We start from the raw sequence: 26405 nt of genomic DNA on the forward strand, positions 1-26405 counted from the left end.
ATTACATTTAGGCTCTGTTTGGCAACAAAATGAACTTAGAGAAAAAATTATCTTCCAGTACCAATATTTTATTTAAAAGACCCAAAGTAACCGGAGCGGTTATTTCATTGTTGCTCATTACACTGATCCTTTATATTGCTAATCAGCGTTACCAGATGGTTAAAGATGACCAGCGACTGGAAATGAACCGCGTACTGAACGTGGTGCGGTATAATGTAGATCAATCGCTTAAAAACAGTTATACGGCCGCTTTAACCCTGGGCTTAACCATCAGTGGGGATGGCGTTCCGAATAACTTTGATGTAGTTGCCGCACAGTTGATCAATTCTAATCCCAACTTGCAGGCGGTAGAGCTGTTACCAAATGGTGTTATTAAATACATCTATCCTTTAAAGGGCAACGAAGGCGCTTTAAATGTGGATATTTTTAAGCTCTCCAAGGAGATCCGCATGGACGCCATAAAAGCGATAGAACATCGGAAAATGTACTTTGCCGGGCCCATGAAACTCAAACAGGGAGGAGTTGGTATTGTAGGTAGGATGCCCTTGTTTTTTAATGATAAATTCTGGGGCTTTTCAGCTGTAGTGATCAAACTGGATACTTTTTTAAAAGATGCAGGAATTCGTGAAGTAGCCAATAACCGTTATGCATTTCAATTGTCTAAGCTGAATCCTACAAATGGAACGGAAGAGCTTTTCCTGCCAAAAATAAAAACTACTCCTGATGCAGTTCAGGAAAGTGTGACCTTTTCTGATGGAAACTGGAAGTTGTATATGATGAGCATTCCGACTTATAAGCCTTATATGAAGATCATATTGCCTACCATTTTTGCTGTTTTTCTTGCAGCGCTTAGTGGGTTTTTAGTCTCTTTGGTGTTTAAGAGGCCAGCAGAATTGCAAGAACTGGTGCATGAACAAGCCAGTATGCTTTTGGAAAATGAGTTGAAATTTAAGACCATATTCGATCAGGCTGCTATTGGAATTATGGAGGTAGATTCTAATACCGGGGCTTTACTCCATGTCAATTCCCGTCTTTGTAAAATTCTCGGTTATTCAGCGGAAGAACTGGAAAGTAAGCGCTTTCCCGCGTTAACTCATCCCGATGATATTGACAATGACCTCAACTATTTTGAACGCATGAAAACGGGGGAGATTTCTGAATTTGAATTGCTGAGAAGGTATATACATAAAGACGGCTCAGTAGTTTGGGCAAACCTAATGATCACACCATTGTGGTTGCCTGGAGCAAAGCCTACCAGTCACATTACCATTTTAGAAGATGTGACTGCGAAAATTGAAGCCGAGCGCATTGCTGTAGAATATCGACAACGCTTAGAATCCTTGATCAATACCATTGATGGGATCGTTTGGGAAGCAAATCCTTTTACTTTTGAATTTGCTTTTATAAGTGAAAAATCTAAAGATATTCTTGGATATACGAGTGAAGAATGGTTGTCTTCGCCAACATTCTGGGTAGATCACATTCATCCCGATGACCGCGAATACCGCCTTCACTATTGTTATTCCTTTGCAGACAAGTTAGAGCAACACGATTTCGAATACCGTATGATTGCTAAAGATGGCAGTATTGTTTGGCTCAGAGATATTGTTAACGTAGTGATTGCTGAAGAAAAGGTAATTATGCTGAGGGGGATTATGATCGATATCACGAAGAACAAACAAGCAGAAAAAGACTTAAACCATTCTTTTGACCTGGTGAATGAGCAAAATAAAAGGTTGCTGAACTTCTCTTATATTGTTTCTCATAACCTTCGTTCCCATACCAGTAACATTCAATCTATTTCGACATTGATTGAATCTGCAAGTTCTAATGAGGAAAGGAATGAAATGGTGGCCTTATTGAAGACCGTTTCTAACTCTTTAAATGAAACCTTATTGAACCTGAATAAGGTAGTTAACATCCAGACCAATATCAACGTAATCGTAGAGCCATTGGCACTTCGGGAATATATCAACAGAACACTAGACGTATTGCACGATCAGATTGTGCTGAAAAAGGCACAGATTATCAATAAAGTTGGGGAAGAGGTGCTGGTGAGTTATAATCCTGCCTATCTGGAGAGTATTTTGCTCAATTTCATCTTTAATGCCATTAGGTATTGCCATCCGGAACGACTTCCTCTGATTGAACTGAGCTGCGAACAGAATGGGCAGGTGGTTTTAAAAATCAAAGACAATGGAATAGGGATGGATCTGGAGAAGCATGGTTCAGAGTTGTTCGGCATGTATAAGACCTTTAATGGGAATGCAGATTCCAGAGGAGTAGGTCTGTTTATCTCCAAAAATCAGATCGATGCAATGGGAGGAAAAGTGACGGTAGAAAGTGAATTTGGTACAGGAACAACTTTTACCATTTACTTTAAATAAAAACTGCGATGCCTTTGTTAAAGCATCGCAGTGGGTATTGTTATTTAATTTGGGGGTATTTATTCGTAATTACCGCCACCTAAAGCGGTATAAAGTACCACATCGGCCGCTAGTCGCTGGCGTTTTAAATCGCTCAACTCTAACTCGCTTTGCAGTAAACTTCCTTGTGCGAGAATAACTTCCAGATAGGTTGCCATACCGCTTTTATATAACATATCTGCATTTTTGATGGTCGATCTTAAGGTGTTTACCCGAGCTTCTGCCAGTACTAATTGCTCTTTTAAGCGGGCAGAAATGGTTAAAGCATCTGCTACTTCGGTTACTGCTAAAAGAACGGTTTGTCTGAATGCCAATACCGATTTCTCTCTTTCTAACTTCGCGATTTCGAATTTGGTTTTAAGCATCCTACGCTGAAAAAGCGGCTGAGCTACTGATCCTGAAACCATTCCAAATAGAGAACCAGGTATGTTAAACCAATTGCTGGACTTAAAAGAGTTCAATCCACCCTGAGCAGTAATGTTTAGGGCAGGATACATGCTGGCCTGGGCAATACCAACGGCTTCGTTGGCGGCACGTAAGGTATACTCACTTGCTTTTACATCCGCACGATTGTTCAATAAGGCTACCGGATATCCGGCCGGCATTTGAGCCGCAGGATTGATTTCATTCAGTTTTTTTACGCGGTAAATTGCAGCAGGAAGGGTACCAGTCAACTGACTTAAGGCATTTTCCTGAATGCTGATCCCTTGCAATAAAGCAGGAACCAGTTGCTCAGAGCTAAGTTTTTGTGCTTCGGCCTGTTGAACAGCAAGGATGGTCGTTAAACCTGCATCCCATTGGAGCTTTGTCATCTGTAAAGTGCTGTCATTTAAAGCGACCGTTCTGTTGGCAATACGTAATTGCTCATCCAACATCAACAGGTTGTAATATCCCGTAGCTACACTGGAAACGAGTTTACTGCGGATCAGTTTAGAGGCTTCCTGACTTTGCAGGTATTCAGATAATGCTTTGGCTTTCATCCCTCTTAATTTACCCCATAATCCGATTTCCCAGGATAGATTAAGGGCAGCATTATAGTCTTGAACTGTAGTGGTGCCTAAAAACTGCCCCATACTTAAACCATTCAAACTATTTTTTGAAGGCTTGCTTGTATTGGCCTGGATGTTTACACCCAGCTCCGGCAGGAAGTTAACTTTTGCTTCACGTAGACTTTGATCTGCTTCTTCAATGTTTTTAAATGCAATGAGCAGATCGTAGTTTTTAGTGTTGGCGCTGTCAATTAATTGCTGTAAAGCGGCATCATTAAAGAAAGCTTTGGTACTCAATGCAGCTACACTGATGGAATCAGTGGAAGTTTGAGTAGCACGGTATTGTGCCGGCAGATCAGTCGCCGGTCGCACATATTCTTTGCCTACCTTGCATCCTGCAGACAGGATGGCAAGGCTTGTAATGGCATATAATTTTGTGGTGTGATTCATGATTAATTAGATTTGACTTGTGGGTCGGTGTCTAGTCCCGGTTTTCCGGTTATTTTTTCCTGTAAAGATTGGAATACAACGAAGAGTACAGGGATAATAAATAGTCCCAGCACTACTCCGGCAAGCATACCACCGGCAGCACCGGTACTGATGGAGCGGTTACCCATGGCAGATCCACCGGTAGCAACCATCAATGGGATCATACCCGCAATGAAAGCCAGGGAAGTCATCAGAATAGGTCTTAAACGTAGTCTTGAACCTTCTAATGCTGCAGGGATTAAATCCATACCTTCTTTACGACGCTGTAAAGCGAACTCAATAATCAGAATCGCATTTTTTGCCAATAAACCAATCAACATGATCAATCCGATCTGTACATAGATGTTATTGTCGATTCCAGCAATCTTAATGGCGATAAACACACCCAATAGACCCGTAGGGATCGATAACATCACTGCCAATGGTAAAATGTAACTCTCATATTGAGCAGCAAGCAGGAAGTACACAAATAATAAACTCAATGCCAGAATGAATACGGTTTGTGATCCCGAAGATTTCTCTTCTCTGGAAAGACCATTCCATTCATAGCTATAGCCATTTGGTAGTTTTTCTGCCAGTAATTTCTCTACCTCTTCCATAATCTTTCCATTGCTCACGCCTGGTTTGGCGATCGCATTAATGGTGATGGAATTGAATAGGTTATAGCGGTCTACTGATTCTGGTCCGTAGACTTTTCTTACCGATACCAGCTCACTTGCAGGAACCATATCGCCCTTGGCATTTTTCACAAAAACCATGTTCAGTGATTCTTTATCCGTTCTGTAAACGCCATCAGCTTTTACATTGACACGGTAATATTTACCAAAACGGTTAAAATCTGAGGCCTGAGAACCGCCATAGTACACTTGGATAGTACTCAATAATTCACGAACACTTACGCCCAATTGCTTGGCTTTCTGATCATTTACTTCCAGCTCAAATTGAGGATAATCTGCTTTGAAAGTGGTAAATGCTACAGCTACGCCATCCAATCCGAACAATGCACCAACAATCTGATTGGCCACCTGGCTGAATTTCTGCAGGTCACCACCTGTTCTGTCTTGCAACACAAATTCTACTCCACCAATAGCACCATATCCAGCAACCGGAGGCATACGGAATACACTAACGGTTCCTTCTTTCAGGGTAGCCATTTTTGCATTCACCATACCTAATACGGCGTCCATATCCTGTACTTCACCTCTTTCTTTTGGCGCTTTCAACTTCACAAAGCCCAGTCCATAAGCAGGACTTGAAGAGTTACTCATGATATTAAAGCCAGATACACTGGTCGTCGTCTTTACGGATTCAAAAGTGTTGAATGTGGAGTCTACCTTTTTGATGAACTTTGTGGTGCGGTCTAAACCGGTACCGGAAGGCATCGTTAAGGAATAGATCATAAAACTATCGTCCTCCATTGGAACAAATCCTTTAGGCGTTGTATTCAACATCCACAGGGTAATCCCGGTAACTACTGCCAATCCACCTAAACTCAGCCATTTGAATTTTATTAACCATTTCAGACTCCCAATATATTTTGAAGTCATGCGATCAAATGAGGTATTGAAAGCCTGGAAGAAGCGTTGTGAAAATCCAGCTTTTTTACCTTCTTTCTCTGCGTGTGGATTCTTTAAGAATAGCGCACATAAAGCCGGACTTAAAGTCAAGGCATTAACCGCAGAAATTAGAATCGCAATGGCCAGGGTAAAGGCAAATTGCTTGTAAAAGATTCCTGAAGAACCTTCCATGAAACCAATCGGCAGGAATACCGCCGCCATTACCAGCGTAATCGAAACGATGGCTCCGGTGATTTCACTCATTGCCGAGTAAGTTGCTTCCCGAGCTGTTAAATCAGAGCCTTCCATTTTTGCATGGACCGCTTCCACCACCACAATCGCATCATCGACAACAATACCGATGGCGAGAACGAGTGCGAATAGGGTCAATACATTGACGGTAAAACCAATCAGCTGTAAGAAGAAAAATGTACCAATAATCGCAACTGGAACGGCAATCGCCGGAATCAATGTAGACCTAAAATCCTGTAGGAAGATAAATACCACAATAAATACGAGGATAAACGCTTCAATCAAGGTAGTTTTTACCTGACTAATTGATTCGTCTAACCTTTCTTTAGTACTCTGAATAATTTCATATTTGATGCCTTTAGGGAAATCTTTGGCGGCTTTAATCAAGGATTTACGAACCGCAATTTCAATTTCATTGGCATTGGAACCACTGGCTTGCAAGATGCCTAAAGTAACGGCATCCATACCATCCATTTTGGTATCACTCGAATAACTTGCTGCACCAAACTCTATCCTGGCTACGTCTTTTAAACGAAGTACACCACCATCCGCAGTAGATTTGATGATCAGGTTTTCATATTGTTCAGGTAAGTTTAACTTTCCTTTATACTTTACTACATACTCAATAGCTTCTTTAGATTCCTCCCCGAATTTTCCCGGAGCGGTTTCTAAACTCTGATCCGAAATGGCTTCTGTAACTTCTCTTGGTGTTAGGTTATTGGCCGCCATTTTCTGCGGATTTAACCATACGCGCATAGAGTAATCTTTGGAGCCAAACATCTGTACCTGACCCACACCCTGAATCCTTTTTAACTCTGGAACAAGGTTGATCTTGATATAGTTTTGCAGGAATTTCTCATCATATTTTGTACGGTCTTCACTATAAATGTTGAAGTACATCACATTACTATTCTGCTGTTTCGAGGTACTAATCCCTGCCTGTAATACTTCTGGTGGCATCTGACTATTGATCTGAGCCACACGGTTTTGTACGTTTACTGCGGCCTGATCTGGATCTGTTCCTTGTTTAAATACAATGGATACTGAGAATGAACCGTCATTACTGGCGGAAGATTTCATATAATCCATATTTTCCACCCCATTGATGGATTCTTCCAGCGGAGTGATCACCGAACGAATTACAGCTTCCGAGTTTCCACCCGGATATACGCCAGAGACGAAAATAGTAGGAGGGGCGATGTCAGGAAACTGGGTAATCGGCAAACGGGTAAGTCCCACTATCCCCAGGAGTACCAGGAGGACAGAGATGACCGTAGCCAATACCGGTCTTCTTATAATTGATTGTAACATTTGTTTCTTTAATTAATGTGGTAAATTATTGGGCACGGTATACGCTATCTGCATTTAATGGTTTGGGCTTAATTTCTGCCTCTTCCGCTAAACCATCCAGTCCTGAATACACAATGGTTTCTCCTTTTTTAAGGCCATCTTTAATCAGGTAATTGTTGCCGCTTTTGCCGGAAATTGTGATCGCTCTGCGTTCCAGTTTATTTTTTGGTCCCACTAAGTACACGAAAATCTTATCCTGTACATCCATAGTGGCTGCTTTAGGTACCATGACTACTTGTTCATGCTGCTCTTCTAGGCGGATTTTTCCGGTATTTCCAGAACGCAACAGTCCTTGTGGATTAGGGAAAACTGCCCTCAGACTAATGGATCCGGTGTTTTTATCGAATTGTCCATCTACAATCTGAATCCTTCCTTTTTGAGGATAGGTAGTTCCATCTGCAAGTACCAAACTAACCGGAGGCAGTTTTTTTAGCTTTTCAGTCATGTTTGCTCCTTTAGTCTGCGCATTGAACTGTAAGAATGCAGGCTCACTCATAGAGAAATAAGCATATACTTCTTTGGTGTCAGATAGGGTGGTCATTGGTTCCGCATCGCTCTTGCTCACCAAGTTGCCTACTCTTTTAGGGATTTTACCGATGAATCCGGAGATTGGCGCTTTAATCAGCGAAAAACCGATATTGATCTTTGCTGAAGCAATGGTTGATTTTGCCTGAGAAACTGCGGCTTGTGCCTGACTATAATTAGCCTCTGCAGTACTCAATTGTACTTCAGAAACTACTTTATTTTGTACTAAAGGCTTGATTTTGTTGACTTCAATCTGTGCCGTACGCAAGGTTGCCTTTGCCGCTTCCATGGCTGCATTTGCCGTGTTTAATTGCTCCTGATATACGCGATCGTTGATTTTGAAAAGCGGCTGACCAGCTTTTACATAGGCGCCTTCATCCACGAAGATTTTGTCCAGGTAACCATCCACCTGCGGGCGAATGTCTACATTAACTTTGCCTTCAATGGCTGCACTATATTCGTTGAAAGTAGTCGCAGATTGTTCAAGAACAGCAATCACTGGAATTTCTGGTGCTGGTGGCGGAGTTCCGCCTGCTTGTTCCTCACTAGCCTTTGATCCACAGCTGCTTAAAATTGTAGCGGGGATGAGCAGGGATAATAGTAAGAAATATCGGGTGTTGTTTCTAAATTTTGAGGGGAAAAACATCTTCATTAGGGTTTATGTTCATTTAAAATGTCTGCAAACTTAAAATCTATCTCGCGCGGTAATGGTATTAATTGACCGAAATGGATATTTTAGTTGCTGAAACGTAGAAAAACAATAACCGAAATGTTATGGATTAGCGATCCAGCCAGGCTTTAAACTGCCCGGATTTTTCCTTACTAATGATGATCTCACCAGCACTTTTGCTTTTAAGAATCACCTTCAATTTACCATTGAAATAATTATGTATAGAGAAAATACTGTTGATATGAATCATGTGTTGTCGGTTGGCCCTGAAAAAACACACCGGATCCAGCTGGTCTTCCAGTTCATCCATTGTGAATGGCACAATCAGATCCGTCTGGTCATCTAACACGAGGTGGGTGATTTTATGCTCCGAATAGATGTAATCAATAGAAGAAACGAGAATGGTTTTATAGCCATCTTTATACGGCAGAAGAAATCTGGAGCGGTAAATGACAGACTTAGATTTGATGTAATCTACCAGTTGATCCAATGCTTTATTAGGATTGGTTTCCTGAACAATTTGGTCGTAAAGGCTTAAGGCTTCTTTTAACTCGTTCTTTTCAACGGGTTTCAGCAAATAAGCAAGGCTATAAATTTTAAAAGCACGCAAGGCATATTCATCGTAAGCGGTGGTGAAGATGACCGGGCAATGGAGTGTAACTTTAGGGAATATTTCAAAGCATAAACCGTCTCCTAGTCTGATGTCCATCAAAATTAGGTCTGGTTGTGGTTGTTGTGTCAGGTAGTTTACACTTTCTTCTACACTTGCCAAAACGCCCAGGATGTTCACGTCTGCTCTCAGTTCAGCGAGTAGTTTAATGAGCCTGTTGGCATTCGGTTGTTCGTCTTCGATGATTAAAATGTTCATATTTCAGGGGACTATAGTGGAAGTAAAGGTAAGTGAACAGCAAAGGAATGGTCATTCTCTATCACATATGGGAGGTCTTCCGATAACAGGGCATACCTGCTTCGGATATTTTGCAAGCCAATGCGGGCAGAAGGAATAGATAATTTAATTCGCTGTAGGTTATTGCTCACCACAATATGAGATTCGGTATTGTAGATTTCGATCAGTAAAGGACTGCTTTTGGTTGCGGCATTGTGTTTAATCGCATTTTCAATGAGAAGTTGTAAAGTGATGGGAGGGATCCCACGGTCATCATCATTATTGATGTCTACAGAAACAATCACATTTTCACCATATCGGATTCTGATCAGGTATAAATAGGCATCTACAAATTTGAGTTCCTCCTCCAGGGAGACTATGTTTTTTTTCAGGTTTACGATCATGTAACGGTATACCCTCGATAGGTTCCGAAGAAAGACTTCTGCTTTTAATTGATCTTCTGAGATCAGCTCAGAAAGGGTACTGAAATTATTGAACATGAAATGAGGATCGAGCTGGAGTTTCAGTGATTCCAATTCTGCCTGCATGGCGATCTCTTTAAATTCTGCTGTTTTCAATTTCAATTCCGTTGCTTCCATCATGGTTGCAGTCCATTTTTGCAATAGGAAGTTCCCAGTAGTCACCGCACTGATCAGGATCCCCATAATGACACATACATACACAAATTGAATGCTGTTCAGCTCCTCTTCAAAAGTGGGTTTCTCTTTATATGTGTACACCAATGATCCGATATAATACAGCAGGATCATTAGTACGATCACGAAAACGATTTGGCTGAGCAATTGGATACTGAAACGCATAAAGGGGCGCTCTGTCCAGGGAATTACTTTATCCAGCATCGAAGAATTGAATACGCTCAATTCAAAAATCAACACACAAAAAAGCATGGTTAAACTGGCGTCCGTTATAATTTCCAGTGCAGGTCTATCAAAATACTGCTGGTAATAAGGGCTGTAGGGATTTAGGAAATAAGATAATAGGTTCAGCACCACAAATATCAATGGGATCGTTATGAAACGGAGGTGTCTGTTTAATGGTTTTGAAAGAATTGTGTGGGTTTTCACCATATTTCCTTTATTGTGCTTTTAAGGCAAAATTACATAAAATGAGCTTTATAATGGAGGAGGGGATCGGTATGTCGCGTTTATATTCCACAAAAATAAGAAATAGGGGCTGTCGCTATTTAATCAATTTCACTCAGCTGACTAAATGGGCAACTCAAGCGGAGAAATGAATTACCCAAATGACCATAAAAGAAAAAATCCACTATTGGTATTAGTGGATTTGTTGAAATGAACAGGTAGGACTGTTTATTCTTTGTAAGGATCTGTTGTTGCACGGTACTGTTGTTTCAGGTCATTTCCAAACTCTTTTGCTTTGTCCAGCCATTCCGGAGCCTGTTCTGTCAATTCGTCGACAAGGGATTTCCCATTTGTGCCTTTTTTTGTGGCATATTTTACAGCCCCAAAAACTGCCGCACCGATAAGTAAAGATTTTAGTAGGCCCATAATAGTATATATTTAATAGATTAATTGCTTCCTTTTAAAAACAAAAGTACCTCCTAATAGTTTTGCCTTTTACAAAAAAAGACCTGCTCCGAATGTTCGAAAACATAAGGAGCAGGTCTTTTGATAAGGTGTATCAGAAATTAAGGTTGTACCGGTGTTTTTGCCGCTTCAGCCTCTGCTTTCGCTTTTTTCTTGAAGAAACCTCTCAACAAAAAGTTATGTTGTAAAGCTTCCATATTTTGATCGAGTTTCTTACTGCTACCTTCCAGATTTTGCATGATCACTCTAATCTGCTCTGCTGCTTTCTGGTCGTTTAATAACAAGCCAGCGGCATTGTCACTCTGGTTTAATTTAGAACTTGCTTTGTTCAGGTTATCTGTTAATGCTGCAGCAGAACTTGCTGTTTTCTTCAACTCATTAACTGAAGCCTGCAATTGAGAAAATACCATGGTATCGGTCAGCATTTTATCTGCCAATCCACCTTTGGTATTCATTTTTCTAGTGAAAGTATTTAAATCCAATGCCATTTTATTAGCAGCTTCTGTAGTCACTTTTAAGTTCTGAACGATCGCCTTAAAGTTATCCGCAATTTGCTGATCCGCTAATAAAGCACCGGCAGCACCTTTTCCTTCTACCAGGTTTTTAGAAAGAATTTTAAAGTCTGAAGTCACATCTACGAGATTTTTATTGTTTACCTGAAAAGTTTTCATGATGTCATCCGTAGATAATGCATTGCTGGCTTTTAAACGATCACCCTCTTCCACAAATGGAAATTTCGGTGAACCACCAGTTACCACAATGATCTTATTACCGATCAAACCATCCGAACTGATGGTTGCTGTTGCATCTTTATGGATATATTTATGAGCTTCCTCTTCGATGCTTAAAAATACCTGTACCTGTGAAGTACCGAAGAATTGAATCTTTTTGATGGTTCCAACTTTTACGCCTGAAAACCACACATTATTTCCCGCTTTTAGTCCCTGGATATCATTAAAAACAACATCAACAGTAAAGCTTTTTACAAATGTCTTTTTCTGGCCTCCCAACGTAAAAACTCCTAATACAAAAATGAGTAGTCCAAGGAATACGAATACTCCTACTGTTACTTTGCGACGCGTGTCTGTTACCTGCATATTGTTATTGTATAAAATTATAATCGTAAAATGGTTTTACCCGTTCATCATCGGTATTGAATACCTCATCAAAAGTTCCCTGACGTTCAAATTTTCCGTCAAGTAACATTGCCACCCGGTTGCCTACTGCTTTTGCGCAGGTAAGGTCATGCGTGATGACGATAGAGCTGGTATGAAAACGTTCCTGTACTTCATTGATCAGGTTATTGATCTCTAAGCAGGTGATGGGATCTAATCCCGCGGTAGGTTCATCATATAACATCACTTCCGGTTGAAGGATCAATGTTCTGGCGATACCCACCCTTTTTCTTTGTCCACCGGAAAGTTCTGATGGCATTTGATTGATGGTTTGAAGAAGCCCGACTGCATCGAGTACGCGCTCCACTGCAATATTAACTTCTCCTTTTGTCAGGTTCCGCTGGTTCCTCACCAAGGGGAATTCCAGATTTTGTCGTACCGTCATACTGTCGTATAGCGCGCTGTTTTGAAAAGAGAAACCAACTTTTAACCTTAAGGCCAAAAGTTCTTTGTAACTAATTTCATCTACAAGTTGGCCAAGTACCTTCACTGCGCCCTGATCGGGGGTAAGCAGGCCGACAATAATTTTGATCAACACTGATTTTCCGGTTCCTGATTTCCCAAGAACCACTAAGTTTTCTCTTTTATGTAGATCCAGATCCACGCCTTTCAGCACGTCATAGGTCCCAAACGACTTATATAGTCCTTTGATCTCTATTACTTTTTCCTGATCCATATTGGTGGGTTTCTTTTGTTCCATTATTTTAAGATCAAGTTCTGAATAAACCAAAGAATTGTACAGAGATTACCTCTTCAATAAAGATGAGGAACATCCCGATGACTACCGCCGAGTTGGCTGCTTTACCTACCCCTTCTGTACCTTTAGAAGAATTATAGCCCTGATAACAACCGACAATTCCAATGGTAAATCCAAAAATGATGGCTTTAACTGTGGATGCGGTAATGTCTAAAAAGGTAATTTGTTCTAATGAAGCTTGAAAAAATGCTCTGGCACTGGTATCCTCAAATAAAGAAACATTGAGTAATGCGCCTAACATTCCTACCATTGCGGTGTAAAAAGTAAGGATAGGAATAGTAATCGTTGCTGCGAGTACTCTGGTGGTCACTAAGAATTTAAAAGGATTAGTGGCGGATACTTCCATAGCGTCGATCTGTTCGGTTACGCGCATAGATCCCAGCTCTGCACCAATACTGGAGCCTACTTTTCCTGCTGCGATGAGCGAGGTAAGGAGGGGAGCAAGGGTTCTGAGTAAGGCAATGCCGACCAAAGAGGGCAACCATGAAGTGGCACCAAATTCTGCCAGTGAGGGTCTCGATTGTTTTGTAAATACTATGCCGGTGATGAATCCGGTTAAGGAGATCAGGGCAAGCGAACGATAGCCGATGTCGTAACATTGTCTCATCAATTCTTTTCCCTCGTAAGGAGGAAGAAATCCTTCTTTGAAAAACCGGGTGACGAACTGACATACGTCATAAAGTGTCAGGAACATCCTGGTGATTTTCCCAGGTGGCTTGGCTTGTTTTTGTAAAATGGCTGGACTTTCAGCTTTGTTATCCATTAATGTGTATCGATGTGTTCAGATAATAGGTGTTATAACAGAGATGTGCAACGCTTATCAAAATTTGCGCCATATTAACGATATTCTCCGAATTATGGTGTTTTAGTAAAAAAAAATGGCCTGTACATTACAGACCATTCTTTGAATATTATTGGTTATTTGCCTCCCGGAGGACAGTTTTTCTTTAGAAAGTCGGTGTAAGTCAGTGATAAATGCTGAAAAGTTCCATCTCCTTCGCTAATGCTGTGTGTCCTGTTTGGATATGACATCATTTGAAAGATTTTTCCAAAGCGGATCAATTCGTTAACCAGCATTTCGGCATTTTGATAATGTACATTGTCATCTCCAGTACCATGGATATACAATAAGTTACCTTTTAGATTTTTTGCATGGCTAATTGGTGATCCTTTTACATAAGCTTCCGTAGTTTTCAAAGGAGAACCCATATAACGCTCCTGATAGATATTGTCGTAAGTAAGTTGATTGGCAACCGCTGCAATGGCAATTCCTGTTTTGTAAATTTCAGGATATTGGAAAAGTAGGTTTAAAGTGGAAGATCCACCACCGCTCCATCCCCAAACGGCAATCCTGTCTTTGTCAACAAATGGCCATTCCATGATTTTCTTTGTCGCCATCGCCTGGTCACGGATATTCAGGGTACCAATGTTTTTATAAATACTTTTACGCCATTCTCTGCCTTTTGGAGCAGGTGCACCACGGTTTTCTAAAGAAATATAGATGTAACCATCTTTTGCCATATCTCCGTTGTATAAGAAATTACGTCCGGCACCATAGGTATCTGTTACGGTTTGTGAAGCAGGCTCGCCATATACATAAAACACTACAGGATATTTTTTTGTGCGGTCAAAATTGTCAGGTTTTTTCATCCAACCGTCCATAGTAACACCATCTTCGGTAGTCACTTTAAAGAATTCTACTGGGTTTTTCTGTGCCCTGATTCTGCCCAGTTGGTTGGTGATACTACCTTCCATAGTGAAAGGATTCAAGGTGGTCAGTTTCATCCATTCTGTAATAGGAGGGACAGTTCCACTTGAAAAACTATGGCGTGCAAATAATCCATTCGGAGAAATCTCGTAATTATGAGTACCCGGCAGGATAGAAGGAGTCACCATTTCTGCTTTTCCACCACCACTAAGTTTGGTTTTATACAAGTATTTCTGTGTGGCATTATCCGGGGAAGCCATGAAATATAGCTGGTTGTTTTTCTCATCCACCAAGGCAGTTTCGATGACATCGAAATCACCTTTTGTAATCAATGTTTGTTTCTTACCATCTTTACTAATGCGGTATTGATGACGCCAACCGTCTTTTTCTGAAGACCAAAGGAATTCTTTTCCTTCATTTACCCAGTTCCAACCCTGACCAACATCGATCCAGGCTTTATCTGTTTCTGTATAGATGTTTTTTACTGCGCCTGACTGTGCATTTGCAACAAACAGTTTGCTTTCATTTTGTTCTCTATTCAACTGTTGAAGGATCACCTCATTAGAATTAGGAATCCATTCCATTCTAGGAATGTAATGTTGGATCTGATCTCCGGGAACATCCAGCCATTTGGTACTAGCTGTATTGATATCTACGATACCTACTTTACAAGCAGAAGGATTTTGTCCAACTTTTGGGTACTCAACGGGGATATTGAAAGAATAAATAGAATCCGTATTATTGATCATCAGGAAGTTCCTGATATTACGGGCATCTAATTGCCAATAGGCGATCGTTGCGCCATCGGGGCTCCATCTGAATCCATCTCTGCAATCAAACTCTTCCTCATATACCCAATCAAATGTTCCATTGATCATGCGATCGGTACCATCAGTGGTTAGTGCTTTTGTGCTCCGGCTAGTCAGGTCATCTACATAGATATTGTGCTTGCTCACATAAGCTACTTTATTACCATCCGGAGAAAATTTAGCAAACATCAGTGAAGAAGCTGGTCTGTCTTTTCCGATTTTGATCAGTTCTTTTGTTTTCAGATCAGCTACAAAATAGTCACCTCTGGTTTCATATCTCCATACTTTTTTGCTATTGGTATACAACAAAATTTTAGTGCCATCTGCAGAAATTTCAAAATCTTTGATGGCCCCAATACCTTTATTGGCATTGGCATATAAGAAACTGGGGTCTAGAATGATCTTTTCTTCGTTTTTAGGAAGACTGATCGCTACAATACCTGATTCCTTGATCTGGTAATATGCATTACCATCTTTTGCCCATCTCAGGTCAGATTTTTGCTGAGCAATACTTTGTCCGTAACTTCCCAGAATCAGAAGGACTGCCAGTTTAAAAAAGAGTTTGTTAATGTTCATTTTTAGAGTGCTATAAATTGCTGATATACTTTTTGAAGGTAAGCTTTCGCCAGGTCTAACCGCTTTTCGGTTCCTTCTTTGTCCTTGTCATTACTGTTGAATAAAGTCATTTTACCCACATTATCGAAGGTAACACATTGCTCGTTATCAATAAAACCCATACCATTGTCCCAACTAAAATAAGCGAAAGGTTTAGTATATGGATTCAAGAGATTTTTGCTCCAGTTGAATTCTTTCGATGGAATGTTCAATTGAGCCAATAGGGTGGCTGCAATATCTACTTGTGAACCAACATTATTGTATTTTTTACCTCTGAATTCCTTTTTAATCACCTCTCCGAAAAACAACAATGGAACATGGTAACGTCCAGGTGTGGAAATGTCATGAATTTGCTTAGGCAATATATGGCCATGGTCTGCTATAAACACAAACAGGGTGTTTTTGTACCAAGGTTGTTTTTTGGCGTTGTTCAAATAGGCATTGATACAGGAATCTGTATAATAAGCGGTGCTTTTAAACTGTTCTACATTGTTGGCATTGCCAAATTTTGATTTCCCCGGAAGGGTATAAGGCTCGTGATTGGTGAGCGTGAGCAAGGTCGAATAAAAAGGTTGTTTCTCTGTATTCAATTCTTGCAGCTGTCTGTCAAATACGGCCTCATCATATTGTCCCCAGAAAGATTTTGGGGCATTCCCTTTGAAATTGTTCTTATCGATGAGCTTTTTATAATCATGACTGAGGATAAAAGCTTTGTAATTGTCGAATTCTGATTCCCCTCCATAATAGAAAGAGGTATGGTAACCGTTTTTTGCCAGAGATTGAGAGATGGCAGGGAGTTTTTGCATTTTCTCCGGGTATCTGACAATGCTGCCTGCAGCAAGCGTAGGGAATCCCGCCAGACTGGCAATAATCCCTTTGTCTGTGCGACTCCCGGAAGCATATAAATTGCTAAATAGTACGCCCTTGTTCATTAAGGAATCGAAATGTGGCGTAATGCCGGTTTCATTTCCCAATGTTTGCGTCAGGTCTGCAGTGAAACTTTCAATGATCACCATGACCACATTGGGTCTGTTGGTGGTTAAAATAGAAGTAGTGCTGTCCTTTTCTGTCGTATACAAATCCTGAATCAATTGGTCTGCTTTTTTAGCATCCAGATATACATAAGGATTTTTACGGGTCATTTTCTCCGAAAGTATGCTCCTGATCAGGTTCCATTCTGTGTTTACAGCAGCATGGTTGAGCAATTGCTCCTCAGAAAAATAGGCCATACTTTGCGTAATAGGTGAACCTTTAATTCCTCCCCGGATAAACGTAAAGTTGAAAACGATCAGGAGAACGGTAATTAAAGCCTTCAACCAGATCGGTGATTTCTCAAAAGTAAGCGTTTTTGGCATCAATCGTTTTTGCAGGAAGTAACCGGCAATGATCAGGAATGCGAGTATGCTTAAAGATAAAAGGATCGGGGAAGAAGCACCTGATGCTGCGGCTTCTCCGGGTGAAGAAAAGGCAAAACCAAAGGCTTTGGCATTTACTTTAGTACCCCATTCGCGGTAAATATTAAAATTGACAATTGAAATGATGCTGAATAAAACCAGCAATACTAAATTATAAATAGAGATCCATTTGATGTTTACGGATTTCCAACCACTGAATAACCAGAAAATAAAGCCTAAAACAGGAATGACAGCAAGATATGCCGTCATCGATAGGTCTAATAGTAAGGCGTGATAGAAAGTAGCCATGGTTTCCGATAAGGGAACCATGGCCAGCTTTTTATGATAAATTAGAAGGAATATCAACCGGTCGGTAAAGAAAAATAACAACCAGAAAATATAGAATCTGAGGAAAAAAATAAGGCTTCTAAACATTTTAGCTAACGCTATTGACCTCCACCTTGCATTTGCATGATTTCTTCCATTGTTTTCACATCATAACCTTTTGGTACATCTAAACTGAAAGGACCAGTTTTTTCTTCTACCAGGCTTTTTAAAGTTGCTGTAGACTTAACACCTCTGTTGAATGTGGTAAATACAATTGGCGTTCCTTTAACCCCTGTGAAATCACGACCGATCAAACCTGCAGGAAGTTCAATATCGTTCGTTGCCCACAATTCGTAAGTACTACCTTTATCATCTTTGTAAGTGTATTTCTCTGCACTGTAGGTTAAGATTGTTTTTTTCTCTCCAGTAGCTTTGAAATCGCTGAACTTAGGATCATTTGCTTTTTCTTTTTCGTAATCTGCTTTGGTACCTTTTACTGCGTATTGCAATTGTGCAACTGGCACATCAATAAGTACCAATGAACTTAAGTCTGAAATGTTAGCAAGAACAGTAATGGTAGCTGGTCCTTGTTGCATTTCCATTTTCGAAATGTTCCCGTTGAACTTGATCTTCGATTCTGCAGGCAACATTGCAGCCATAGGTTCTTGTTCTGGAGTTAAGGAATACTCCACTCCGAAAGTGACTGTTCCTTCAGTAATTTTCTTTTGAGCATGTGCGAAGATGGCTGTACTGACAAGAATTGCAGCTAAAACTCCGGTTTTGATAGATTTTAACATATAGTAGTTTTTAGTATTTGTGCAGTGTTGATTTGTATGGAATGAACTGATAATTTACCATTGTATTTTCTCTTTGCTGATAAAGGCAGCAATACCTTTTTTGAAATCTTCACTATCTCTCACTCTTGCATTGATCTGAACGGCCAGTGATAGACAGCTTTCTAATTGCGGGTTGGTAGTTTGACCAATCAACTGCTTGGTCACCATTAACGAATTTGAAGAAGTTTCAGTACACAAACTTAATGCAAATTCTTTTACTTTAAGATCAATATCTTCCTTGTTTGTTACAAAAGTGATCAATCCATAGTCCAGCGCCTGCTGTGCAGAGAACAACTCTCCGGTTAACAGAATTCTTTTGGCAATTGTTTCAGAAGTTTTTCTGAGTAAAAAGCAAGAGACGATTGCAGGTACAAAACCTAGCTTTACCTCGGTATAACCGAAATTAGCTTCTGGAACTGCAAATGTAATGTCACATACTGTAGCGAGCCCACAACCACCCGCAATGGCATGGCCTTCCACCTGTGCAATAACTACCTTCGGTAAATAATAGATTGTGGTAAATAAGCGTTTTAGATTCTCTGAATCAGCCAGGTTTTCTTCATAACTGTTTTGTTGCAGCTGCTGTAAATAGGCCAGGTCGGCACCCGCACTAAAGGTATTGCCATTCGCTTTTAAAATGATGACTTTCACCTCATCATCTTCGGAAGCCTCAATTAATGTTTCTCTAAGTAAGGTAACCAGCTCCGGATTCAGGGCATTTCGCTTTTCCGGGCGATTGATAGAAATAGTGGCAATACGTTGCTCAACAGAGTATAAAACCAATGGCGCTGTCATAGAGTTTGGGCTAAGTTTCTTGTGCTTTCTAATCAAAAGTAAATAAAAAGCGAATCATTGTGGTTAAAAGGTATAGAAATGAATGAAGGATTATGGGGGAAGTGGTCTGATCTTTACTGAGCGGATTTGATGGTAATCTAATATGGGCTGGATCGCATAAAGGAAAGCAGGATCTCCCTGTTTTAAATGAGTGTAAACAGTAGCCTGATGGCCAAAAAGGGAAACAATGGTTTGGCGTTTTTGAACCTTGAAATGAATTACCTGCTGCTGCTGATACCTCATAATGGATTTGTAGCTTATAGATAGCTGAAAGGGTAAAAACAGGCTAAAGGCTGCCAGCAACAATTTCCAATTGTGCTTTGCTAAGGCATGTATTCCTAAAGCCAAAGAAATAGAACCTAGGATCAGTTCTAATTGATTGATCCAGATCCCTGTTAAACTGGAATAAGGCAGTGCTGCAAGGTATTGCAATCCTGAATTGTTGAATTGAATTAGCCAATTGACGATGGGAGCAAGGAAATCAAAACCGGGGATCAACAGTAATATCCCTGTATACATGATCAAAGTAATGGGAATCAGGATGAATAGGTTGCTTAGCAAGAAGTAAAGTGGAAATTGATGGAAATAATACAAGGACAAGGGGCTGCTGAAAAGTTGCGCTGCAACAGACATGGCTATCAGCGCCCATAATTTACGACCTACTGTGTTTTCTATTCGCCAGCAACTTTCTAATTTAGGTTGCAGGTAAAGAAGACCAAAAACGGCGAGAAAGGAAAGCTGAAATCCAATATTCCAGATTAAGAAAGGGTCATAAAGGAGCATGGAAAATGCCGCGAAGAACAGGATGTTATAACTGTTTGCAGGTCTGGAATACGTTTGTCCGATTAAAAGTACGGAAAGCATAATCACCGCTCTAAGGACAGCGGGCGCACAACCGGTTAGTAAGGTGTAGCACCATAATAAGCTGAGGATAAGGCCTAGCTTTAAGATTTTCCAGTATTTCCCCCGGTTTAGGAAAGTAAGGGTATGATTTAGAATGAGGTAAATCAGGCCTACATGCATTCCTGAAACAGAGAGTGCATGGATCGTTCCGGTTTTCGAATAGATCTCCAGTAAAGCTTTACTGAGATCTGAACGATAGCCAAGAATAAGTGTGGAGGCCAATGCTACTGATGCTTTATCTTGCAAGAGTTTTTGATAACGCTGCACTTGTTTAACCCTGAGATTTATTGCAAAAGCAAGTATTGGATTCCCGGCATTTGCGTTTAATTTTAATAGCTGGTGTTGTGAGAAAAAGCTTTGGTGATGAATATTTTGTGTGGCCAGCCAGGCTCGATTGTCAAATATTGCAGGATGAAATGGCGGGCTGATCGCTATGAAACGAGCAGGAATCAATAGCAGCGTTCCGTACTTAATGGTTAAAGGATGTTTAGGATCCAGCTGAATAGTCAGCTTCATTTTTCCTGAAGCTTTTTTAAATTTTAAGGCTTTACCTGGCTTAGGTTTGCTATTGTCAGCTTCATAAATGGCTTGAATTTCTACGCTACCAGTCAATCGCAGTCCCTTTTGCTGCGGTTCGTCGATCACTTGAACCTTTAAGTAACGAGCCTTTGATTTTGAAAAGTGGTCTTTTTTTAGATCTGTTTGATGATGGTAACACAATAATCCTCCAAAAAAAAATAATAAAAAATGAAGTATCAAGCCGATGCTGGATTTAAAATGGTAGGCTTTAATTTCCTGGTAATAGTGGTTGATGAGGATTAACAACAGTAAAAGAACCAGGTTTATACCCAGCAACAATGCCAAAAAACCTGGATATTTAAAATGATAAAAAGCAACAATTCCTAAAGTGTAGGGCAGGAGAACTCTAAGGAAAATCTGCGGCGGCTTTTGGGGAATGCTCATATTTTAAAACTGATGACGAATTAACAATTTGAGTTCTGATTTCTTGTTGCCTTGAATTTCATCCAATCCGGAGCTGATTACCTTTTGATGGGGATAGTAATAGATTGCATAGCGAGTCCATAAGTCTAATTTTTTCCGCAAACGGTACCTGAGATTTAAGAAGCTGCGGACACCCTGACCATAGTATCCTCCAGAGCCCGAGCCGTATAATACATCCGCTTCATAAGCATAAATGCGGGATTGGTAGGAGGGTGTGTTAAAATAAGCCACACGTATATTGGCTGAAAGCCTGGTATGCATAGGGGCATAATCCAGGTCCTGATAAATAAGGAAGCCAAACTCTTTAATCAGACTTCCCTTTTTATATTGTATCAGTTCTAAGCGCTGTTGACTGCTGAATTTTTTAGATGATTTCCAGTTGCATTCTAACCTAAAACTGGTTTTCAGGACTTTCTCTAAAGAGAGGTCATTTTTAACGGCGGAGTTTTGTTGCTTTGTTTCGGTTTTAAAACGCGTAGTTATTTTTAATTTTTTAGAAGGGGTATAGGTCAATTGTGCCAGGACTTCAAATCCGGAGGAAGCAGTATCCACCCTGTATTTTTTTTCAGGAAATTTAAAGTAATCGAGATAGAGAGCGAATTTCCAATAGGGATTGGGGAGGTAATTTAAGCCAAGGTATAGCCCTTTTTCATTGCTGGTTTCTGTGTTTTCTCCAATCGCCTGACTAAAAAAGCTATGGTGATCTTTGTCATATTTACGGTAAAGTAACACCAGGGCAATTGATTTGGAGATACTGGTCATTGCACCTTGCAATCCTGCCCAGCCACCTGAAATACTTTTAGCCAGCTCTCCATAAAAGTAAATGTTCTGAAAGGAAGTGTCGTAATGGAAGCCAAGGTTACTTAGGTTTTTACCTTCAAAGCTGTATTTTTTGTAGGTGGCATTATCTCTTGTAAAAGCATGACTATACCTGCTGTGATAGGCAGAGAATCCAAGATTTAGCGGTTGACTCAGGTATTGTAAAGTAGCGCCATAAACGGTTTGGGAAAGGCGCTGTCTGTTCCTGATCTCGGAAGCGGTTCGGTGCAAACCACTTTCTGAGATGGTGGATAAGGAAAGCTCGCCATCGGTATCCGATTTTAAACTTGCGTCACGTTTTCTGAAGGAGTAAAAAGGACTGAAATATAGTTTTGCAGGCAACTGGATGGTACTGGCAATGCCACGGAAAAAGGCGCTTTCATTGGAAGAAGTGTAAGGTTTTAAACCCAGATCCTTACTGGCTACGCTGGTTACATCAGGTCCTTTTCCTAAGGAAAATCCAGACCAAAGATTGAGTCCCTGTCCAAATTGTAAGGTGTAATCTCCTAGAATCAGCTTTTGAATGCGGCGGTAATTGAATAGCGCAATATTCCCGGAAAGGAAGTCGACAGGTCTGTCCTTTGTGCCAAAGGTCTCCCCGGCATCTTTTTTCATTAAGAGAGAGACCGCCCCGATTTTGGGATATTGGTATTTATAGCTGAATAATAGCTTATCTGCAGTGCCTAGATAACGGCTTCCCGGCAAATTTCTGAAGCCCTTTTGTTGCTCCAGGGTTCTGCCATATCGAAATAACAATTGCTGTTCGGCTTGTCGGTAAAGGTCTTTAAGTTTTATGGCGGTATGTGGAACAACCTGATTAAGGCTAACAAATGGTTGTATTTTAGCGATTGTTTCCGCATCAAAGCCAGCGATAGATTGTAGTTCTAGAAGATCTAGTAATTTTCCATTGACTAGCAGGTGCTGTAAAAAGCTGCTGATTTGGAGTGGAGAGAGGGAGATGAGTTTTTTTAACTCTTCTGCCGTCGTATGGTTCAGGTCTATGGGATGTTTCCTGAAATAATCCAGTTGTTCTTCGAAGACAGATAAATCTTCCTCCTCCTTTCCATTTTCGGAAAGGTGTTCTCTCAGGTCTTTTACCTGTTCTGCTTCCTGCGCAATAGAGCGGCCTGCAACACTGAGCAGAAGGATAGCACAAAAAAATAGTGAGTAGGACATCATATTGCCTAATCACTATATTATTAATCGTAATAAATAATTATTTAATAATTAATTTATATTTCTTCGTTTAACTTTAGTAAGAAGTCTTTCAGTTTCTCTAAAGAAGCAATGATCTTCTGATTTTCTTTTACTTCGGAAGTATTGTTTTTTAAGTGTTCTTTAGCTCCTTTAAGGGTGAAGCCTTTATCATCTACCAGGTGGAAAATGATCTTTAGATTTTCAATGTCTTCAGGAGTGAATAAACGGTTACCTTTTTTGTTTTTCTTAGGCTGTAGTACATCAAATTCTTTCTCATAAAAGCGGATCTGAGATGCATTTACGTTAAACATTTCGGTCACTTCGCCCATCGTATAATACATTTTATTAATTTCCCGTTCTTTGTAAGGCATAGTTTGATCTTGATTATTAGTGGTTTACGGCATTTATATAAAGTGTTCAAATGTAAAGGGATTTTAGTAGAATACCGCAATAAAATTTTAATTTTGTTCACCACTAATATAGAGAAGGATGACAGCTAAGGAAATCAGACAGGCATACTTAAAATTTTTTGAATCAAAACAACATCATATTGTTCCATCTGCACCAATTGTAGTAAAGAATGACCCTACATTGATGTTCACCAATGCGGGAATGAACCAATTTAAGGATTTGTTTCTGGGTGAAACACCGATCAAATATCCACGTGTAACAGATACACAACGTTGTTTACGTGTTTCTGGTAAACACAATGACCTGGAAGAGGTGGGGATTGATACCTATCACCATACCATGTTTGAGATGTTAGGAAACTGGAGCTTTGGAGATTACTTTAAAAAAGAAGCCATTTCCTGGAGCTGGGAACTTTTAACAGAAGTATACAAAATCCCTAAGGATAAATTATATGTATCCATCTTCGAAGGAGATGATAAAGAAGGCTTACCGAGAGATACGGAAGCTTATGAACTTTGGAAGCAATTTGTTCCGGAAGACCGGATCATATTAGGAAATAAAAAAGACAACTTCTGGGAAATGGGCGATATGGGACCTTGTGGTCCTTGTTCAGAAATCCATGTCGATTGCCGATCAGCAGAAGAACGTGCAGCAGTAAGCGGAAAAGACTTAGTAAATGCAGACCACCCTCAGGTAATTGAGATTTGGAACAATGTATTCATGCAGTTCAACCGTCTAAAGGATGGTTCGCTACAGCCTTTACCAGCACAGCATGTGGATACCGGAATGGGCTTTGAGCGTTTGGTACGTGTGTTACAAGAGAAATCTTCTAACTACGATACTGATGTATTCCAGCCAATGATTCAGTTCATCGCAAAACATGCTGGCGTAGTATACGGTGCTGAGGAGAAAACAGACATCGCTATGCGTGTTATGGCAGATCATATCCGTGCAATATCTTTTGTAATTGCAGATGGTCAGTTGCCATCAAATAACAAAGCAGGTTATGTGATCCGTCGTATTCTTCGTCGCGCAGTAAGGTATGCTTATACTTTCCTGAACTTGAAAGAACCGTTTTTAAATCAATTGGTGCCAATTTTAGCCGATCAGTTTAAAGGAGTTTTTGAGGAGCTTTCTTTACAGCAGGATTTTGTACAAAAAGTAGTATTAGAGGAGGAAGTTTCCTTCCTTAGAACTTTGGCTACAGGTATCCAGCGCTTTGAAGCTTATACAAAGAAACAAGGTGAATTGTTAATGTCTGAAAATGCCATTGATATTGAGAAATCATTTGATGACAATTGGGTGTATAGCATCTTAAAAGACCAAATGGTAATTTCCGGAGAATTTGCTTTCGAGCTGAATGATACTTACGGATTTCCGATTGATTTAACCGAATTGATGGCCAGAGAAAAACGCTGGACTGTTGATATGGAGGAATATAATAAGGCTTTAACCCTGCAGAAAGAAAGATCAAGAGCAGCAACGGCAGTAGATACCGGCGACTGGATTATGGTCAATTCTGATCTGGAAACGGATTTCGTAGGTTATGATGATTTTGAAGTAGAAACGAAAATTATAAAATACCGTAAAGTTAGTGCAAAAGGAAAAGAGCAATACCAGATTGTATTGAGTAAAACTCCTTTCTATGCAGAAAGCGGCGGACAAGTTGGTGATACAGGTAGATTAGAAGACCACAGCAGGTTGTTCTTTGTAGAGGTGACCGATACGAAGAAAGAAAACGGAGTGATCGTTCATTATACAGATACTTTACCAGCGGATTTAGATGGTCTGTTTTGGGCAGTTATAGACGAAGACAAGCGTTTATTATCTCAGGATAACCATACAGCTACTCACTTGCTGCATGCAGCTTTAAAAAAGGTGCTTGGAAATCATGTGAACCAAAAAGGTTCATTGGTGAATCCAGACTACCTGCGTTTTGACTTTTCACATTTCGCAAAGATCTCTGAAGAAGACCTGGCTCAGGTGGAGCATTTGGTAAACCAAAAGATCAGAGAGAATATTCCATTGAAAGAACAAAGAGATGTGCCTTATGAACAAGCCATTTCCAGCGGTGTAACTGCATTGTTCGGAGAGAAATATGGTGATTTTGTACGTGTCATTACTTTTGATGATCACTATTCAAAAGAGCTTTGTGGAGGTACACACGTGAAGGCTACTGGTCAGATTGGTTATTTCAAGATCATTTCTGAAAGTGCTGTAGCGGCAGGTGTTAGACGTATTGAAGCGATCACAGCTGATAAAGCAGAAGCTTTTATTTTAGAACAGAATAGAGAACTGAATGAACTGAGAGCCTTATTAAAAGGTAATAAAGATCTTAAAGCTGCAGTATCTTCTTTATTGGAAGAAAATGCCAAGCTGAAAAAAGAGGCAGAAAAAGCGGTGGGAGAGCAAAGTGCTAACCTAAAACATGAAATTGTTCATCACATGAAAACCATTAATGGTATAAATGTGATTGCAACCCATGTAGACCTTCCAAATGCAGATGCCGTGAAGAATCTGGCATTCTCGGTGAAAGACCTGGTAGATGATCTATTGCTGGTATTTACTACACTAATCGATGATAAGCCGGGTATTACCGTAATGCTTTCAGAAAACCTGATTAAAGACAAAGGTCTGAACGCTTCAAATATGGTTAGAGAATTGGCTAAAGATATCCAGGGTGGTGGCGGTGGCCAGCCATTCTATGCTACCGCTGGTGGTAAGAACAAGGATGGTTTAGCTACAGTATTAACTAAAGTAGAAGCGCTAATCCCAGCATAAATTAGCATTGCCTTCTGAGCAAAAGAAAAGGAGCTATCTGAAAAGATAGCTCCTTTTCTTTTGCCCGGATTTTTGCCCGGATTTTTGTCCAGACAACGCTCTGGATTAGGTACTAAATAGAAAGGG

The 26405-nt window shown here is 40.3% G+C and carries 18 protein-coding genes; 2 read left to right on the top strand and 16 right to left on the bottom strand.

From position 1 onward, the window contains the following. Nucleotides 1-29: 29 nt before the first annotated feature. Nucleotides 30-2387 (top strand): PAS domain S-box protein, encoded by a 2358-nt coding sequence (locus tag R2S10_RS21855; RefSeq protein WP_316842545.1) that lies wholly within the window; start codon nt 30-32, stop codon nt 2385-2387. Nucleotides 2388-2446: 59 nt separating this feature from the next. Here the strand turns inward: R2S10_RS21855 and R2S10_RS21860 are convergent, their stop codons facing one another. The 16 genes from R2S10_RS21860 to R2S10_RS21935 form a co-directional block, all read right to left on the bottom strand. Then, nucleotides 2447-3865: an efflux transporter outer membrane subunit gene (locus R2S10_RS21860; protein ID WP_316842546.1), complete on the bottom strand. Its 1419-nt coding sequence runs from the start codon at nt 3863-3865 to the stop codon at nt 2447-2449. A gap of 2 nt (nt 3866-3867) precedes the next feature. Beyond that, nucleotides 3868-7023, bottom strand: coding sequence for an efflux RND transporter permease subunit (locus R2S10_RS21865; protein WP_316842547.1), 3156 nt, complete (start codon nt 7021-7023; stop codon nt 3868-3870). Between the two features lie 25 nt (nt 7024-7048). Then, the gene (locus tag R2S10_RS21870) at nt 7049-8233 is read right to left on the bottom strand and encodes an efflux RND transporter periplasmic adaptor subunit (RefSeq protein ID WP_316842548.1); all 1185 of its coding nucleotides are present in this window, start codon (nt 8231-8233) and stop codon (nt 7049-7051) included. 133 nt (nt 8234-8366) lie between these two features. Then, a complete protein-coding gene (locus R2S10_RS21875; protein ID WP_316842549.1) occupies nt 8367-9125 on the bottom strand; it encodes a LytTR family DNA-binding domain-containing protein in 759 nt (252 codons plus the stop codon). 11 nt (nt 9126-9136) lie between these two features. Beyond that, a complete protein-coding gene (locus tag R2S10_RS21880; protein ID WP_316842550.1) occupies nt 9137-10231 on the bottom strand; it encodes a sensor histidine kinase in 1095 nt (364 codons plus the stop codon). A 243-nt stretch (nt 10232-10474) separates the two neighbouring features. Then, nucleotides 10475-10672: a YtxH domain-containing protein gene (locus R2S10_RS21885; RefSeq protein WP_316842551.1), complete on the bottom strand. Its 198-nt coding sequence runs from the start codon at nt 10670-10672 to the stop codon at nt 10475-10477. Between the two features lie 140 nt (nt 10673-10812). Beyond that, the gene (locus tag R2S10_RS21890) at nt 10813-11808 is read right to left on the bottom strand and encodes an MlaD family protein (RefSeq protein WP_316842552.1); all 996 of its coding nucleotides are present in this window, start codon (nt 11806-11808) and stop codon (nt 10813-10815) included. 4 nt (nt 11809-11812) lie between these two features. After that, nucleotides 11813-12586 (bottom strand): ABC transporter ATP-binding protein, encoded by a 774-nt coding sequence (locus tag R2S10_RS21895; protein WP_316842553.1) that lies wholly within the window; start codon nt 12584-12586, stop codon nt 11813-11815. Nucleotides 12587-12596: 10 nt separating this feature from the next. Then, the gene (locus R2S10_RS21900; protein WP_316842554.1) at nt 12597-13406 is read right to left on the bottom strand and encodes an ABC transporter permease; all 810 of its coding nucleotides are present in this window, start codon (nt 13404-13406) and stop codon (nt 12597-12599) included. Between the two features lie 155 nt (nt 13407-13561). Next, complete coding sequence (locus R2S10_RS21905) at nt 13562-15736, bottom strand: S9 family peptidase (RefSeq protein ID WP_316842555.1); 2175 nt, start codon at nt 15734-15736, stop codon at nt 13562-13564. A gap of 2 nt (nt 15737-15738) precedes the next feature. Then, nucleotides 15739-17499: an LTA synthase family protein gene (locus R2S10_RS21910; RefSeq protein ID WP_316842556.1), complete on the bottom strand. Its 1761-nt coding sequence runs from the start codon at nt 17497-17499 to the stop codon at nt 15739-15741. Between the two features lie 116 nt (nt 17500-17615). Next, nucleotides 17616-18293, bottom strand: coding sequence for a DUF4412 domain-containing protein (locus R2S10_RS21915; RefSeq protein ID WP_316842557.1), 678 nt, complete (start codon nt 18291-18293; stop codon nt 17616-17618). A 54-nt stretch (nt 18294-18347) separates the two neighbouring features. Next, a complete protein-coding gene (locus tag R2S10_RS21920; RefSeq protein WP_316842558.1) occupies nt 18348-19127 on the bottom strand; it encodes an enoyl-CoA hydratase/isomerase family protein in 780 nt (259 codons plus the stop codon). A 90-nt stretch (nt 19128-19217) separates the two neighbouring features. Then, the gene (locus R2S10_RS21925; RefSeq protein ID WP_316842559.1) at nt 19218-21032 is read right to left on the bottom strand and encodes a ComEC/Rec2 family competence protein; all 1815 of its coding nucleotides are present in this window, start codon (nt 21030-21032) and stop codon (nt 19218-19220) included. Nucleotides 21033-21035: 3 nt separating this feature from the next. Next, nucleotides 21036-23069 carry a helix-hairpin-helix domain-containing protein gene (locus tag R2S10_RS21930; protein ID WP_316842560.1) on the bottom strand — a complete coding sequence of 678 codons (2034 nt, stop codon included), beginning with the start codon at nt 23067-23069 and terminating at the stop codon, nt 21036-21038. Nucleotides 23070-23122: 53 nt separating this feature from the next. Then, the gene (locus R2S10_RS21935) at nt 23123-23458 is read right to left on the bottom strand and encodes a MerR family transcriptional regulator (protein ID WP_062547648.1); all 336 of its coding nucleotides are present in this window, start codon (nt 23456-23458) and stop codon (nt 23123-23125) included. A gap of 118 nt (nt 23459-23576) precedes the next feature. Here R2S10_RS21935 and alaS point away from each other — a divergent pair, with 118 nt between their 5' ends. Then, nucleotides 23577-26279, top strand: coding sequence for an alanine--tRNA ligase (gene alaS, locus R2S10_RS21940; protein WP_316842561.1), 2703 nt, complete (start codon nt 23577-23579; stop codon nt 26277-26279). The last annotated feature ends 126 nt before the right edge of the window (nt 26280-26405 follow it).

It is taken from the genome of Pedobacter gandavensis (assembly GCF_032678745.1).
GTDB classification, from domain to species: Bacteria; Bacteroidota; Bacteroidia; order Sphingobacteriales; family Sphingobacteriaceae; genus Pedobacter; species Pedobacter gandavensis_C.